This window comes from Azonexus sp. (assembly GCF_041909095.1).
Classification (GTDB): domain Bacteria; phylum Pseudomonadota; class Gammaproteobacteria; order Burkholderiales; family Rhodocyclaceae; genus Azonexus.
Genome location: NZ_JAYREB010000005.1, coordinates 98011 through 112829, shown reverse-complemented (window position 1 = coordinate 112829; position 14819 = coordinate 98011). Strand labels below are relative to the sequence as shown.

At 63.7% G+C, this 14819-nt stretch carries 14 protein-coding genes; 1 reads left to right on the top strand and 13 read right to left on the bottom strand.

The features are described from left to right. Positions 1–85: 85 nt before the first annotated feature. The 13 genes from ACE3OV_RS11425 to ACE3OV_RS11365 form a co-directional block, all read right to left on the bottom strand. The gene (locus ACE3OV_RS11425; protein WP_374327245.1) at positions 86–3280 is read right to left on the bottom strand and encodes a type I restriction endonuclease subunit R; all 3195 of its coding nucleotides are present in this window, start codon (positions 3278–3280) and stop codon (positions 86–88) included. Between the two features lie 124 nt (positions 3281–3404). Next, positions 3405–3716: a hypothetical protein gene (locus tag ACE3OV_RS11420; protein WP_374327243.1), complete on the bottom strand. Its 312-nt coding sequence runs from the start codon at positions 3714–3716 to the stop codon at positions 3405–3407. Then, positions 3670–3870 carry a hypothetical protein gene (locus ACE3OV_RS11415; protein WP_374327242.1) on the bottom strand — a complete coding sequence of 67 codons (201 nt, stop codon included), beginning with the start codon at positions 3868–3870 and terminating at the stop codon, positions 3670–3672. The genes ACE3OV_RS11420 and ACE3OV_RS11415 overlap by 47 nt, the downstream gene beginning before the upstream one ends. 325 nt (positions 3871–4195) lie before the next feature. Next, the gene (locus ACE3OV_RS11410) at positions 4196–5101 is read right to left on the bottom strand and encodes a DUF3800 domain-containing protein (RefSeq protein ID WP_374327241.1); all 906 of its coding nucleotides are present in this window, start codon (positions 5099–5101) and stop codon (positions 4196–4198) included. A gap of 25 nt (positions 5102–5126) precedes the next feature. After that, positions 5127–6428, bottom strand: coding sequence for a restriction endonuclease subunit S (locus ACE3OV_RS11405; RefSeq protein WP_374327240.1), 1302 nt, complete (start codon positions 6426–6428; stop codon positions 5127–5129). Then, entirely contained in the window at positions 6418–7974 is a 1557-nt protein-coding gene (locus ACE3OV_RS11400) for a type I restriction-modification system subunit M (RefSeq protein WP_374327239.1), read from the bottom strand. Before ACE3OV_RS11400 ends, ACE3OV_RS11405 begins: the two co-directional genes overlap by 11 nt. A gap of 116 nt (positions 7975–8090) precedes the next feature. After that, positions 8091–8306, bottom strand: coding sequence for a zf-HC2 domain-containing protein (locus ACE3OV_RS11395; protein ID WP_374327238.1), 216 nt, complete (start codon positions 8304–8306; stop codon positions 8091–8093). Beyond that, positions 8300–8875: a sigma-70 family RNA polymerase sigma factor gene (locus ACE3OV_RS11390; protein ID WP_374327447.1), complete on the bottom strand. Its 576-nt coding sequence runs from the start codon at positions 8873–8875 to the stop codon at positions 8300–8302. Before ACE3OV_RS11390 ends, ACE3OV_RS11395 begins: the two co-directional genes overlap by 7 nt. Positions 8876–8934: 59 nt before the next feature. Beyond that, positions 8935–9315 carry a thioredoxin family protein gene (locus tag ACE3OV_RS11385; protein ID WP_374327237.1) on the bottom strand — a complete coding sequence of 127 codons (381 nt, stop codon included), beginning with the start codon at positions 9313–9315 and terminating at the stop codon, positions 8935–8937. A gap of 121 nt (positions 9316–9436) precedes the next feature. Then, on the bottom strand, positions 9437–10420 hold the full coding sequence (locus ACE3OV_RS11380; RefSeq protein ID WP_374327236.1) for an MDR family oxidoreductase: 984 nt from the start codon (positions 10418–10420) through the stop codon (positions 9437–9439). 50 nt (positions 10421–10470) lie between these two features. Beyond that, positions 10471–11109: a TetR/AcrR family transcriptional regulator gene (locus ACE3OV_RS11375; RefSeq protein WP_374327234.1), complete on the bottom strand. Its 639-nt coding sequence runs from the start codon at positions 11107–11109 to the stop codon at positions 10471–10473. A gap of 82 nt (positions 11110–11191) precedes the next feature. Then, positions 11192–11701, bottom strand: coding sequence for a DoxX family protein (locus ACE3OV_RS11370; RefSeq protein WP_374327233.1), 510 nt, complete (start codon positions 11699–11701; stop codon positions 11192–11194). Positions 11702–11771: 70 nt separating this feature from the next. Beyond that, positions 11772–13301: a sigma-54-dependent transcriptional regulator gene (locus ACE3OV_RS11365; RefSeq protein ID WP_374327231.1), complete on the bottom strand. Its 1530-nt coding sequence runs from the start codon at positions 13299–13301 to the stop codon at positions 11772–11774. A gap of 207 nt (positions 13302–13508) precedes the next feature. Between ACE3OV_RS11365 and ACE3OV_RS11360 the strand changes: the two genes are divergently transcribed. Then, positions 13509–14807: a D-amino acid dehydrogenase gene (locus ACE3OV_RS11360; protein WP_374327445.1), complete on the top strand. Its 1299-nt coding sequence runs from the start codon at positions 13509–13511 to the stop codon at positions 14805–14807. Positions 14808–14819: the final 12 nt, after the last annotated feature.

Below are 14819 nucleotides of genomic sequence, written 5' to 3'. Positions count from 1 at the left end.
GTAGGCGCAGTCGGGCTTTGCGGTTCGCAAAGCCGTAAATTTAGCGCATGCCCGGCACGGCGGGGGATTTTGCTGCTGGGGCGGCCTACGCCAGCCACGCCTCGCCCAGCGCCCGGGCCTGCGCCAGCACCAGGTCGACCGCCGCATCCTGCTGATCCGGCGGGTATTTGTACTTGCGCAGGATGCGCTTGACCATCAGGCGCAGGCGGGCGCGCACGCTTTCGCGCTCGGACCAGTCCACGCTCAGGTTCTGGCGCAGGCTCTCGGTCAGTTCGTGGGCGATCTTCTTCAGCGTCTCGTCGGAGAGTTCGCGTACTGCCGATTCGTTGTCGGCCAGTGCATCGTAGAAGCGCACCTCGTCCTCGCTCAGCCCCAGCGCCTCGCCACGGTTGGCGGCGGCGCGGAACTTCTTCGCCATCTCGATCAGTTCCTCGATCACCTGCGCCGTTTCGATGGCCCGGTTCTGGTAGCGGGTGATGACACCGGCGAGTAGTTCGGAGAATTTGCGCTCCTGCACCAGGTTGCCGGCAAAACGGCTGCGGATCTCGCCTTCGAGCAGGCGTTCCAGCAGTTCCACCGCCAGGTTGCGCTCGGGCAGGTTGCGCACCTCGGCGAGGAAAGCGTCGTCGAGGATGCCGATGTTCGGTTTGTCCAGGCCGACTGCGTCAAAGATGTCGACCACCTCGTCGGAAACCACGGCGGCGCCGATGATCTGGCGGATCGCCAGCTCGCGCGCCTCATCGCTGCGTTTCTTGTCGCTCAGCTCGCGCTTGGTCAGGATCACCTTCACCGCTTGCAGGAAAGCCACTTCCTCGCGCACCGCCTTGGCTTCGTCGAGCGTGCAGCACAGCGAGAAAGCCTTGCTCATCGCCAGCACGTTATCGGCAAACCGCTTCTTGCCGTCCTTCTGGCCGAGGATGTGGTTGGCGGCGCCCGCCAGCAGCCGGTGGCCGGCGCGCAGGAAATCGCGGTAATCGAAGCCGTGCAGCATGGCGCGCAGCACGTCGAGCTTTTCCGCCAGTACGGCGTAGGCCTCGGCGGCATCGACGGTCGGCCGGCCGCGCCCCTGGCTCGCCGTGTATTCCTTGAGCGCGCTCTTCAGTTCGTTGGCGATGCCGATGTAATCGACCACCAGGCCACCCTGCTTGTCCTTGAAGACGCGATTGACGCGGGCGATGGCCTGCATCAGGTTGTGCCCCTTCATCGGCTTGTCGACGTAGAGCGTATGCACGCAGGGCGCGTCGAAACCGGTCAGCCACATGTCGCGGACGATGACCAGTTGCAGCGGATCGTCCGGGTTCTTGAAGCGTTTTTCCAGGCGCTTCTTGGTCTGGCCGCTGTGGATGTGCGGGCGCAGCAGCGCCTTGTCGCTGGCCGAGCCGGTCATGACGATCTTGATCGCCCCCTTTTCCGGGTCGTCGTCATGCCAGTCCGGGCGCAGCCTGACGATCTCGTTGTAGAGATGGACGCAAATCTCGCGGCTCATCGCCACCACCATCGCCTTGCCTCGCTGCGCCCGGTTGCGTTCTTCAAAGTGCGCCACCAGGTCGGCAGCGACGCGGGCGATGCGCGGCTCGGCGCCGACCACCTTTTCCAGCGCCGCCCACTGGCTCTTCAGCCGGGCCTTCTGGCTTTCCTCCTCGTCCTCCGCCAGCTCCTCGACCTCCTCGTCGAGCTGCGGCAAGTCCTCCTGCTTCAGCGCCAGCCTGGCCAGCCGCGACTCGAAGTAGATCGCCACCGTGGCGCCGTCCTCCTGCGCCTGCTGCATGTCGTAAACGTGGATGTAATCGCCGAACACGGCGCGCGTGTCGCGGTCCTCGGAGGCCACCGGGGTGCCGGTGAAAGCGACGAAGGTGGCGTTGGGCAGCGCATCGCGCAGATGCTGGGCGTAGCCGACCTGATAGCGCTGCTCGTCATCCGGCGCCGGTTCGGCGGCTTGCAAAACACGCGCCTCGTTGGCCGCCGCGAGCGGATAAATTTCGCCGTTTTCGGCGGTCGACCGCAGGATTTTCGGTTTTTTCAGCTTCGCCTCGAAACCGTATTGCGTGCGGTGCGCCTCGTCGGCAATCACCACGATGTTGTGACGATCCGAAAGCAGCGGGAAAACATCCTCGTCCTCGCCCGGCATGAACTTCTGGATGGTGGCAAAAACGATGCCGCCGGACGGCCGGTTGGCCAGCAGGCTGCGCAGTTCCTGGCGCGTGCCGGCCTGCACCGGCTGCTCGCGCAACAAATCCTGGGCCAGCGAAAAGACGCCGAACAACTGCCCGTCGAGATCGTTGCGGTCGGTGATGACGACGATGGTCGGATTCTCCATCGCCGGCTCCTGCATCACTCGCGCCGCAAAGCAGGTCATCGTGATGCTCTTGCCGCTGCCCTGCGTGTGCCAGACGATGCCGCCCTTCTGCGTGCCGCCGGGGCGCGAGGCCGCCAGCACCTGGCGGATCGCCGCGCGCACGGCGTGGAACTGGTGATAGCCGGCAATCTTCTTGAGCAGCGTGCCGTCGTCCTCGAAAAGCACGAAATGACGCAGGTAATCGAGCAGCGTCGCCGGCGCCAGCACGCCGCGCACCAGGGTTTCCAGTTCGTTGAACTGGCCGAGCGGGTCGAGCGTCACACCATCGATGGTGCGCCACTGCATGAAGCGCTCGGCATCCGCCGACAGCGAACCCAGCCGCGCCTCGCTGCCATCGGAAACGATCAGCAGCTCGTTGTAGCGGAAGACCTCGGGAATCTGCTCCTTGTAGGTCTGGATCTGCTCGAAAGCCTTCCAGATGTCGGCATTCTCGTCGGCCGGGTTCTTCAGCTCGATCAGTCCGAACGGCAAGCCATTGACGAAGAGCGCGAGGTCCGGCCGGCGCGTGTGCGCATTTTTGTGCCCCAGCCCCTTCAGCGAAAACTGGTTGACCGCCAGCCACTCGTTGCGCGCCGCATCGGCCCAGTCGACCAGGCGGACGAAATCGCCGCGCGTCTCGCCGTCGCGCTGCACCTTCACCGGTACGCCGCCGACCAGCAGCTTGTGGAAATGCCGGTTGGCCGCCAGCAAGGCCGGCGTGCCCAGATCGACCACCTGGCGCACCGCGTCGACGCGGGCGGCAGCGGGAAGCTGCGGATTCAGCCGATCCACCGCCGCCTGCAGCCGATTCTCCAGCAGCACCTGCTGGTAGCCCGAGCGCTCCGGCTCCTCGCCATCCGGCGCCATCGCCGGGCCGTAGAGGTGGGTGTAACCGACCTCACCCAGCCAGAGCAGCGTTTCCAGTTCGAGCTGGTTTTCGGTCATCTTGGCTTGCACTCACATTTGGCTTGCCGCCCTATGCGTTGCCGCATAGAATGTGCAACAGGGACTGGGGGTTCTCGGTCGGCAAGGGCCTCCGGCGGTAGTCGGGGGCTTTTGTTTTTCTGGTTCATGGAAACACCTTCAGGCCCCAGCCGGCAGCATGTCCGCCCACTGTTGCCAGCTTGCCTTTCAGGAGCTCGAAGGCGCGATTCGCTTGCTCCGGGCGAATAACCGACAAGCCAACCGGGCGAGCCACCAAATCCAGGCGATTCCTGCGCGACCAGTCCTGTGTACGGTCAAGCAGCAACGCTGCCTGCTTGCGCATGGCGTCCAGCACGATCACCACATCGTGCGCCGCCGCCAGCAGGCGTTGCACGCCAACCGCGCTCGCCTCAAAGCGCTGCAGCTTGTGAATCGCCAGCAAGTTTTCCAAGGTCATGCTCGGTTCCGATCACGAATAATTTGGGCTTGGCGAGAAGCTCGCGGATGAAAGGCTCACCCGCAGCAATGTGCCTGGCAACTTCCTGCGCGCTATAGATCGCCGGATTGATTTCGCGCTGCAAGGTTTCCTGTGCCGGGTACAGCGCCTTCACGACATCGGCGCGGAATGAAGGCCTGAACCGCTTCGCCCAACGTCGTGGAGATCACGTAATTCCCGGTTCGGCGCATGATGTGCAAGGATTCTTTAAAAGATGCCGATGATATTAAAGCAATCTTTAATACATTGTCACCCGATGAAAGAATGCTTGAATGTGACTCCTTGTCGCGCCAACGGCCACGGCCCTGGCCGAAAAGGCTAGGACGCCGCAGCCACCACCACCTCGGCCTCCGGCAGGCGCAACTGGCCAGCGCCCCACCAGGCCTGTTCTTCCCACAATTTGTTAAGCAAGCCTAATTTTTTTCCTTTAAAATCGACGCTTAAGTGGATTGGGGGTTCCCGGTCGGCGCTATGGCCTCGGTGGGTTCACCGGGGCCTTTCGCTTTTCTGGGCGGGCAAATCATCAAGCCCACATTCTCATAGCCGCATCCCACGTTGTTTCTCCCCCCATCGCAGAAAAATTTCTTTTTCAGTATCTCGAACGCCTTGTTGTCCTGTTGCGGACGGATGTAGTTGATGCCCACGGGGCGGGCGACCAGGTCGGCCAGTTGCAGCCCGGCCAAGTTGGTTTTCTTGTCGGCAAAAACAACATCGAAGGGCAGCATCCGGTTGCCGGGATTGTCACCGTCGCAGATACGGCGAAACTCCAGTTCAAGCTCGGCATCCTCCTTCTTGCCACGGCACTCCACCAGCACGTGCGTCTTGAATTCATCCTGTTTCTTCTCGGCAAGAAACTCGCGCAGAGCCTCAAGGCAGACGCCGAGCGCGAGATGGTAGGGATTTGAACTGGCGCCTTCACTGCGGTTCAGGCGAACCTTGTCGACCACGCAGGAAATGAGGATGAAGTTACTGGCGTCCATCACCAACGACAGGCGATCCATGAATTCCTCGCGCGTCGGCTGATGGCTCAGAAAGGCAAAGTCCCCCTTCTGCTTGCGGATTTCGTTCTCGTGCAGGACCACGCTATCGTGGCCAAAGTAGTTGAATTTCAGCTTTTGCACGGCAGGAACGATCTTTTCGGCATAGTGCCGCTTGTGGAAAACGCACAGCGCCAGCACGAATACGGGATAGTCGCGGTCAATGCTGGCCAGGGAATGGTCGCCGCTCTCGTCCACATAAACGATGTAGTCGCTGAACCGCCTGCCCGCAGGCTCCAGGGCTGATTGCTCGACAGGAATGGTTTCGACGGATTCAAACAGGGAATATTGGGTGCCTTGGGCGGTCATAAATTCGTCCTGTGGTCTGAGAACATCAAGCGCACTCCGCAATCAGACTTTCCGCCTCCGGCAGGCGCAACTGGCCGGAGATCAGGCGGGGGAGCAGGGTGTCGCGGAGGGTGGCGAGGGTTTGGGCTTGCTGGTGGTTCTCGGCGATTTTCTGTTGTATCGCCAGAACCTGAGCGCCAAAGGCCTCGGCAATAGAAGTGTCGGGCAGCGCAATCATGAAACGCCCGAGCACGTCGTTTTGCACCCGTTGTCGCCCGCTTGTTCCCGACATGCTCTGAATGGCGTATTCGCGGAAAGCCGGGTGGCGGCACAGTAGATAGGCGTGGTAATCGGGCAGCGGCGGTTTTGGCTTGAGCACGATGAATTCAGTCGAGCCCCAGGCAATCTGTCCGTCGTCGAGGCAATCAACAAACGCTGACTTGCCGTTTTCGAGGCAAGGCGTGATTCTCGCTAGGAGCGTGTCGCCGTTCTGGAATTTGCTGCCGGAGCCATGCTCCCGCAGGGTGGGTATCTCCGGGCTATGACCCTGCGTCGGCACACTGCTCATGTCGATGTAGGGCGCTGACGCTCCCTTTTTCAACTTCCGTGGCGGGTTGATCCAGTAGGCTTCTTCCAGAACCACCCAGCGCCACCCCTTTGGCACCAAACCCAGTTCCGATTCCTCGAAGGCATCCGGGAAAAGCGCGGCGGTGGCTTCGTCCATGCCTTCCGGGGCGCGGCCTTCCTGTTTGGCGCGGACGGGGTCGAAATCGACGAACCACGACTTGAACAGCGCCTGCGCGATGGCTTCGAGGGTTGCGTTGGTTTCGCGCAGGAGGGTGATTCGCTCCGAAAGCGAAAAATAGAAGTCACCGATGATCTGTTGAACGTTTCGGGAGGGAACTGGAATATTGAGTTTGCCAAAGTCCCCTTTTTTGAAGTGAGGAATCATGGTCCCCACATGCATATTGTCGATTTGACTTTGCACTTCAGAAGATCGAAGAGCGGCGAACAGATACTTCGGATAAATCTTTTCTGGATTTGCCCGCACGGAAACCATGTCTTGGGCGATACAAAAATCTACGGGGTCTGGCACCCAATTTGTGCGACCAGGACTGCCCTTGCAAACAAACAGAATGTCTCCCGGCTTAGGGTGACCCCGAAACCAGGTGTTATAGGTTTCATCCGAAACATATCTTGTGGTGTCATAGCGGGGATAGAGGCTACCAGCGTCAATGCAGTTCGTGGCAATCAGAGGAATGCCGGTATCGCCGACAGGACACGTTCTTCCCCGGTTATCCACAATTGCCGATAACAACTCCGTAAATGGCAGCCAGTCAAAACTCATACCCCAGCCTCCCCAATTTCTGCCGGATCAGTGCATCGAGTTCCGCGCCTTTCGCCATCTGCTCGCCCAGCTTTTCGGTGAGTTTCTGCATCTTGTCGGCGAAGGCTTCGTCGTCGTCTTCGACCGCTTCGGCGCCGACGTAGCGGCCCGGGGTGAGGACGTGGCCGTGTTCGGCGATTTCGGCGAGGGGCACGCTGCGGCAGTAGCCGGGGATGTCGGCATAGGTTTCGCCGCCGGCCTCGCCGCGCCAGGTGGCGACGGTGGCGGCGATGCGGGCGATGACTTCGTCGGTGAGTTCGGCCTGGACGCGGCTGATCATGCGGCCGAGTTTGCGGGCGTCGATGAACAGGACTTCGCCTTTACGCGTCGGTTTCTGCTTGACCAGGAACCACAGGCAGGCGGGGATCTGGGTGTTGAAGAAGAGCTGGCCGGGCAGGGCGATCATCACCTCTACCACGTCGGCCTCGACCATGGCGCGGCGGATGTCGCCCTCGGAGTTCTGGCTGGAGCTCATCGAGCCGTTGGCCAGCACTATGCCGGCGCGGCCGTTGGCCTTGAGGTGGTGCAGCATGTGCTGCAGCCAGGCGTAGTTGGCGTTGCCTTGCGGCGGCGTGCCGTAGACCCAGCGCGGGTCGCCTTCCAGGCTGCCGTGCCACCAGTCGCTGATGTTGAAGGGCGGGTTGGCGAGGATGTAGTCGGCGCGCAGGTCGGGATGCTGGTTGCGGGTGAAGGTGTCGGCCGGTTCCTTGCCGAGGTTGAAGTCGAGGCCGCGGATGGCGAGGTTCATGGCGGCCAGCCGCCAGGTGGTGGGGTTGGATTCCTGGCCGTAGATGGAGACATCGCCGATGCGCCCGCCGTGCGCTTCGATGAATTTCTCGCTCTGCACGAACATGCCGCCAGAGCCGCAGCAGGGGTCGTAGACCTTGCCGTGATGCGGCGCCAGCACGGCAACCAGGGTCTTGACGATGGACGCCGGGGTGTAGAACTGGCCGCCTTTCTTGCCTTCGGCGCTGGCGAACTGGCCGAGGAAGTATTCATAGACCTGGCCGAGCACGTCGCGGGCGACACTCGCCTCTTCACCGAAACCGATGGTGGACACCAGATCGACCAGTTCGCCGAGCTTGCCGTCCGGCAGTTCGGCGCGGGCGTAGCGTTTGTCGAGGCCGACCTTCTTGAGCGCGGCGTTCTCGTTTTCGATCAGGACCAGCGCGTCGTCGATGCGCTTGCCGATGTCGGTCTGCTTGGCGGCGGCGCGGATGGCCTCCCAGCGGGCGGCTTCCGGTACCCAGAAGACATTGACCTCGCGGTAGTAGTCGCGATCTTCGAGCTCTTCGGCGAGCAGTTCATCGTCGCAATCGTGCAGGAAGTATTCGTCGGCTTCGTCGGCGAAGCGGCGGCTCAGTTCGGCGCGGCGGGCGGCGAAGGTGTCGGAGACGTACTTGAGGAAGATGAGGCCGAGGACGAGGTGCTTGTACTCGGCGGCGTCCATGTTGGCGCGCAGTTTGTCGGCGGTGGCCCAGAGGGTTTTCTTGATGTCGTCGAGCATGGCGTGGTCCGGCCGGCGGACGGGCGTTGGCAAAGGCCGCTAGCTTACACGCTGCGGCGGGCGGATTGCCGGCCGGCGCGGTAACTGGCGGCTTGCCCGGCCTGGACGGGGGCGGCTCAGCGCTCTGTTGACGGCGGCTCCTGCGCTCCGCCGCCCGTCAGTTCCTCCCGATACCCCCGGCAGGCGTCGCGCAGGACGTGCATCTGCTCCTGGTAGTTGCGGCAGCCCTTGCACATGGCGAGGTGCATGCCGAGTTCGAGGCGTTCGGACAGGCCGAGCTCGCGGTCCTGGGCTTCCGACATGCGGCGGGTGGCGTCCTTACAGCTCAACATGGGCGTTCTCCGGCGAGGAACCAGCTTTTCTCAAGGCAGCCGCGCAGGGCGCTGCGGGCGCGGTGGAGGATGACGTGGCAGTTGCTGGTGCTGATGCCGGCGGCGGTGCAGACCTCGCCGGTATCGAGTTCGAGGAATTCGCGCATCATGAAGACGCGCGCGGTGTTTTTCGGCAGATGGGTCAGGCAGGCGTCGAAGACGGCCCAGAAATGCTTGTCGCGCAGCGAGGCTTCCGGGTCGCCCCAGGCGGCGGGGCGGTGCGCCGGTTGCCAGTGGGCGTTGTCCTTGAACAGGCGGTCGAAGGCCTGATCCATGCTGTCCTCGTCGTCGCCGAAGGCGGAGATTGGCGTCGTCCGCGACTGCTGGCGGATCAGGTCGACGATCTTGTGCCGCAGGATGCCGAAGACCCAGGTCTTCAGCGCCGAGCGGCCGGCGAAGTCCTGGCCGCCGGTGAGGGCGGCGGTCAGCGCGTCCTGGACGGCGTCTTCGGCGAGCGCAGCGTCGCGCAGCTGGAGTTGGGCGAAGGCCAGCATGTCGCGGCGGACCTGCTCGACGAAAGCGTTGTCGATGATGGCGGAAGTGGCGATGGCAGCCTCCAGGGCGTGGGCCGGAATAGCCCGATGTTAGCTCAGCGGGCGGCTTCCAGCGCGCTGCGCAGCTTGGCCGGGTCGGTATCGCCGGCCAGGCGCGCCACTTCCTTGTCGCCCTTGAAGACGATCAGCGTCGATTGCGTGCGCACGCCGAACTGACGGCGCAGCTCGCGGGCGTTGTCGTAGTCCACCACGAGCAGGCGACCGGGAACGGCGGCATCGCCACGCCAGCCGTTGAAGACCTTTTCCTGTGCCTTGCAGGTCGGACACCAGTCGGCGTGAAAGTGCAGCGCGACCGCTTTGCCGGCGGCCTGTTGCTGGGCGAAGTCGGCCGCCGTCCAGGGGGCAATGTCGAGCGCCTGGGCAATCCCGGCGACAGCGGTGAAGGCGAGGGCGGCGAGCAGGCGGATGATTTTCATGATGGACTCCGGTTGGGGGATGGTGATGATTGGTCGGAGCCACCCGGGGATTTCTTACACTTTGCAGAGCGAATGACCGTAACACTCGGACCGGCCGCTGGTGGCGGCCGGTGGTGCCTGGTCAGCGATTGACGTCGACGATCACCCGACCGCGAATCTCGCCGTTGATGAGTTTGAAGGCGTGGGGAATCGCCTCGCCCAGCGCAATCTCGGTGCCGATCATCTCCAGCTTGGAGATGTCGAGGTCGGTGCCCAGACGACGCCAGGCCTCAAGGCGATCCGGGCGCGGGCACATCACGCTGTCGATGCCGGCCAGCGTCACGCCGCGCAAGATGAACGGCGCCACTGTTGCCGGGAAATCCATCCCGCCGGCCAGCCCGCATGCCGTCACCACGCCGCGATACTTGGTGGTGGCGCAGATGTTGGCCAGGGTGTGGCTGCCGACGACATCGACCGCACCGGCCCAGCGCTCCTTGCCCAGCGGCTTGCCCGGCGACGAGAAGTCCGCCCGATTGAGCACTTCGCTGGCGCCCAGGCGTTTGAGGTAATCGGCTTCCTCGCTGCGGCCGCTGACCGCGACCACCGTATAACCGAGCCTGGCCAGGACGGCGATTGCCACGCTGCCGACACCGCCGGCGGCGCCGGAAACGACGATTTCCCCGTGCTCCGGCTTCACCCCGTGGCGCTCCAGTGCCAGCACGCACAGCATGGCGGTGTAGCCGGCGGTACCGATCGCCATGGCCTGCAGCGGGGAAAACTGCTTGGGCAGCGGCACCAGCCAGTCGCCCTTGAGCCGCGCCTTCTGGGCCAGCCCGCCCCAGTGCCCTTCGCCGACGCCCCAGCCGTTGAGCAGCACGCTGTCGCCCGGCTGATAGTCGGCGTGGGTGCTCGATTCAACGGTGCCAACCAGATCAATGCCCGGCACCATCGGGAAGCGTCGAACCACCGGCCCCTTGCCGGTAATGGCCAGCCCGTCCTTGTAGTTGAGCGTCGAGTGACTGACGCGGACGGTGACATCGCCCTCGGGCAACTGCGCTTCGTCGATCTCCTTGAGATTGGCGCGATAGCCGGCGTCATCCTTCTCGATCAGAATGCCTTTGAACATGTTCGTCTCCTTGGTAAATTAGACCGATCGTCTATAAAAGGTCAAAAAAATCAGGGCCGCTGCAGCCCGGCGAAAAAACCATTTGCAAAAATTTCGAGCGGTTTGGCGCTACGTTCGAGTTTCGCGCGCAAGACCGCGCCTTCCCAGCCGATCCAGAAGAAGCTCGCTTGTTGCGCGCAATCGACCGTGCCGGGAATCTGGCCGAGTTTTTGCGCGGCTTCCAGGCAACGGGCCAGGCGCTGCTCCCAGTCGTCAAACACGGCGCTGAGACGGCCACGGTAGCTCTCCGGCAAGGCCGCCATCTCCTGACCGAGATTGCCGATCAGACAGCCACGGCGGAAATCGTGCCGCGCCATGCCGGCTTGCGCGTCGTCGACGAAGGCTGTGATGCGCTCAAGCGGCGTCATTGATGAGTCCCTGAAGTGGCGCTCCAGCTTGCGGGCAAAGTAGCTCGCGTAACGCTCGATCAGCGCCGCCCCGAAAGCTTCCTTGCTGTCGAAATAGTGATAGAAGGAGCCCTTCGGTACGCCGACCCGTTTCAGCACTTCGTCGATTCCGGTTGCCGCAAACCCCTTTTCGGTAAGCACCTCCAGCCCGGCGCGCAGCAGCAGTTCGCGCGTTTCGAAGCTTTCTTCGGGCCGCTTTGGCGGGCGGCCGCGTTTGCGGGTAAGGGGCGCTGGGGTATCCATGCGCTGCATTTTAGACCGGTCGTCTCAATAAATGCAAGAAGCGGATTCCAGCGACCCTGACCGGGCTTCGAAGGGCGATGCTTCAGGCGCTGCGATCGAGGCGGCGGCGCAGCCAGTGGTCGAGCGACAGGCGGCCGGGGCCGAGCAGGAGGAGCGGCAACAGCATGGCGAGGAAGATCGCCGGCAGTTTGTAGTTGCCATGGCCGTCGTCACTGATTGCGTAGCCCTGCAGCAGCTCGCCCAGCGTCTGCCAGCTATCGGGCCAGTGCACGCTGAGGATGGCGACGACGGTAAGGACGATCAGCGACAGCGAGAAGAAGCGCGTGGCCAGGCCGAGGACCAGCGCGATGCCGCCGATCAGCTCGAACCAGGTGGCCATCTGCCAGCTCAGTTCGGGCGGCACGAGGTTGAAGGGGAAGGGGAAACGGTCCTGGATGTCGGCGAACCAGTTTTCGCCGAGGAACTTGGCCTGGCCGGCTTCGAAGTATTCCCAGCCGAGCACGATGCGCAGGGTCAGCAGGCCGATCCACAGGCCGATCAGGTCGAGCCCGTCGAACAGGCGGTGGATGGGGGGGATCAGGGCTTTGTACATGCGTCGACTCCGGAAGGGTTTTCCTTTGGTCGGCGCCGCCGGCAAAAAACTTACAGTCGCCCCTGCTTTTTCATGAAATGCCGTAGCGGCGCAGGCGCTTGGCGATGGCGGTGTGCGAGGTGTTCAGGCGTTGGGCCAGGCGGCGGCTGGACGGGAATTCGCGGTACAGGCGCTGCAGCAGGTTCTTTTCGAAGTCGGCGACGGCCGCTTCCAGGCTGGCGAAATCGCCGCTCTCGCCGGGCAGGGCCGGGGTCGCTTCCTGCGCCAGTTCGAGGTCGCCGGCCTTGATGACGCTGCCTTCGGTCATTGTCACCGCCCGGAAAATCACGTTCTGCAACTGGCGGACGTTGCCGATCCACGGGTTGGCCAGCATCGCCGCGCACGCCGCCTGGGCCAGCCGCATCGGCGGCCGCGCCGCCTGGGCGCAGGCGCGGCCGAGGAAGAACTGGGCCAGCGGCAGGATGTCGCCGGGGCGTTCGCGCAGCGGCGGCACGTGCAGGTTGAGCACGTTGAGACGGAACAGCAGGTCCTGGCGGAAGTGGCCGCTGGCGACCATGGCGTCGAGCGAGCGATGGGTGGCGCTGATGATGCGCACGTTCATGCGCAGCTCGTGGTCGCCGCCGACGCGGCGGAAGCTGCCGTCGTTGAGGAAGCGCAGCAGCTTGGCCTGCAGGTAGGGCGACATTTCGCCAATTTCGTCGAGGAAGACGGTGCCGCCGTCGGCCAGTTCGAGCAGCCCGGGCTTGCCGCCGCGCAGCGCGCCGGTGAAGGCGCCGGCGGCATAGCCGAAGAGTTCGCTTTCGGCCAGGCTCTCCGGCAGCGCCGCGCAGTTGAGCGCGAAGAAGGGCTGGCCGCGCCGGGGGCTGCCAGCGTGGCAGGCGTGGGCGAGCAGTTCCTTGCCGGTGCCGGTTTCGCCGGTGATCAGCAGCGGCGCATCGACCACCGCCATGCGCGCCGCGCGCTGCTTGAGCTGGAGGATTTCCGGCGAACTGCCGAGGATCGCGTCGAAGCCGCCGGCATTGAAGTTCTGCAGGGCGCTCATCCGCTCGCCCATGCGGCTGGGCGCGTGCAGGGTCAGCACCGCACCGGCGACGTGGCCGCCGCTCTCGTGCAGCGGCGTGGTTTCCAGCATGTAGGGCTCGCGGTTGATGACGATTTCGCAGACCGGCAGGTGATAGCCACCGTCGATCAGGGCCTTGAGCAGTTCCGGGTTGCCGATCAGGTCCTGGATCGGGCTGCCGATCAGGCTGGCTTCGTCGATACCGCAGGCGATGCTGGCCGCGTTGTTGGCGAGGGCGATGCGGCCGCCAGCGTCGATGGCGAAGATCGGGTCGGGCTGCGAGGCGAGCAGGGTGTCGAGGTAGAGGCGGCGCTGCGCCCCCGGCAGCATGCCCAGCGGCTCGACGCTGCGCACGCCGCTGACCGCCATCAGTTGCCCGCGCAAGGTCTCCAGCCCGGCCTGATCGAGCGCCGGCGCCTCGATGTAGATGTGCGGTGGATCGACCTCGACGGCGGTCACGTTGAGGCTGCGCCGGGCCAGTTCGGCGAGGACTTCCTGGGCGATGCCGACACGGTCGGCGAAGAAGACATCGATGCGCATGCTGCTGCTCTGTAGTGAATTCATTACACCGTAACAAAAACGATACATATCGCGCAAGGCCATGAACTCAAAAGAAAAATTTCTTTTTGCCGGCGATTTCCTGGGTGAGGTGGAACGAAATGTTTACAGCGGTCGCTGTCCTGGTCGTCGGGGTTGCGTGCAAATACTTGTTTTTAAACGAATAAAAATCCTGGCACGGGAATCGCTATACGCCTTGCATCAAGACAGCAGCTTTCTTCAAGGAGTCTCACCATGCATGTCCTCGTTCTTGGCAGTGGCGTCATCGGCACCAGCATCGCCTACTACCTGGCCCGCGCCGGCCACCAGGTGACGGTGCTCGATCGTCAGCCGGCAGCGGCGATGGAAACCAGTTTTGCCAACGCTGGCGAAGTCTCGCCCGGCTACTCGGCCCCCTGGGCCGGCCCCGGCGTGCCGTTGAAGGCGATCAAGTGGATGCTGATGCACCACAGCCCGCTGGTGATCAAACCCATGCTCGACCCGGCGATGTGGCGCTGGGGGCTGGCCATGCTGCGCAACTGCACGGAAGCGGCCTACCGGGTGAACAAGAGCCGCATGGTGCGCGTCGCCGAATACAGCCGCGACTGCCTCAAGCAGTTGCGCGCCGAAACCGGCATCAGCTACGACGAGCGCAGCCAGGGCACGCTGCAGTTGTTCCGCACCCAGAAGCAGCTCGACGGCATCGACAAGGACGTCGCCATCCTCAAGGAGTACGGCGTTCCCTTCCAGGTGCTCGACCGCGCCGGCTATCTCGACTACGAGCCGGCGCTGGCGCCGGTCAAGGACAAGTTCGTCGGCGCCCTGCGCCTGCCCGGCGACGAAACCGGCGATTGCTTCAAGTTCACCCAGAACCTGGCAAAAATGGCCGAAGGGCTGGGCGTCAATTTCCGTTTCGGCAGCAGCATCACCGGCATCGAGCACGACGGCCGGCAGATCACCGCCGTCAACACCGACCAGGGCAAGGTCCAGGCCGATCACTACGTGCTCGCCCTGGGCAGCTATTCGACGCAGATGCTGAAGCCGCTGGGCATCGACATTCCGGTCTATCCGGTCAAGGGCTTCTCGATCACGGTGCCGATCACCAACCCGGAGATGGCGCCCGAGTCGACGATCATGGACGAGACGCACAAGGTCGCCGTCACCCGCCTTGGCGATCGTATCCGCGTCGGCGGCACGGCCCAGCTCTCGGGCTTCGACCTGAATCTGGACGAAGGGCGGCGCCAGACGCTGGAGTTCGTCGTCAGCGATCTCTTCCCGCAGGGCGGCGACGTCGCCCGTGCCGAATTCTGGACCGGCCTGCGCCCGATGACCCCGGACGGCACGCCGATCATCGGCAAGACCCGCTACCCCAACCTGACCCTGAGCACCGGCCACGGCACGCTCGGCTGGACGATGGCGACCGGCACCGGCCGAGTCGTCGCCGACCTGCTTTCCGGCAAAACCCCCGACATCGACGTGGACGACCTCGGCGTCGCCCGCTACGCCTGATTTCCCAACCCT

What these genes read in the sequence shown, in the direction of transcription:
- ACE3OV_RS11425 (WP_374327245.1), bottom strand. Translation starts at nt 3,280, where the DNA reads ATGACCGAAAACCAGCTCGAACTGGAAACGCTGCTCTGGCTGGGTGAG.
- ACE3OV_RS11420 (WP_374327243.1), bottom strand. Translation starts at nt 3,716, where the DNA reads ATGACCTTGGAAAACTTGCTGGCGATTCACAAGCTGCAGCGCTTTGAG.
- ACE3OV_RS11410 (WP_374327241.1), bottom strand. Translation starts at nt 5,101, where the DNA reads ATGACCGCCCAAGGCACCCAATATTCCCTGTTTGAATCCGTCGAAACC.
- ACE3OV_RS11405 (WP_374327240.1), bottom strand. Translation starts at nt 6,428, where the DNA reads ATGAGTTTTGACTGGCTGCCATTTACGGAGTTGTTATCGGCAATTGTG.
- ACE3OV_RS11400 (WP_374327239.1), bottom strand. Translation starts at nt 7,974, where the DNA reads ATGCTCGACGACATCAAGAAAACCCTCTGGGCCACCGCCGACAAACTG.
- ACE3OV_RS11395 (WP_374327238.1), bottom strand. Translation starts at nt 8,306, where the DNA reads ATGTTGAGCTGTAAGGACGCCACCCGCCGCATGTCGGAAGCCCAGGAC.
- ACE3OV_RS11385 (WP_374327237.1), bottom strand. Translation starts at nt 9,315, where the DNA reads ATGAAAATCATCCGCCTGCTCGCCGCCCTCGCCTTCACCGCTGTCGCC.
- ACE3OV_RS11380 (WP_374327236.1), bottom strand. Translation starts at nt 10,420, where the DNA reads ATGTTCAAAGGCATTCTGATCGAGAAGGATGACGCCGGCTATCGCGCC.
- ACE3OV_RS11375 (WP_374327234.1), bottom strand. Translation starts at nt 11,109, where the DNA reads ATGGATACCCCAGCGCCCCTTACCCGCAAACGCGGCCGCCCGCCAAAG.
- ACE3OV_RS11370 (WP_374327233.1), bottom strand. Translation starts at nt 11,701, where the DNA reads ATGTACAAAGCCCTGATCCCCCCCATCCACCGCCTGTTCGACGGGCTC.
- ACE3OV_RS11365 (WP_374327231.1), bottom strand. Translation starts at nt 13,301, where the DNA reads ATGCGCATCGATGTCTTCTTCGCCGACCGTGTCGGCATCGCCCAGGAA.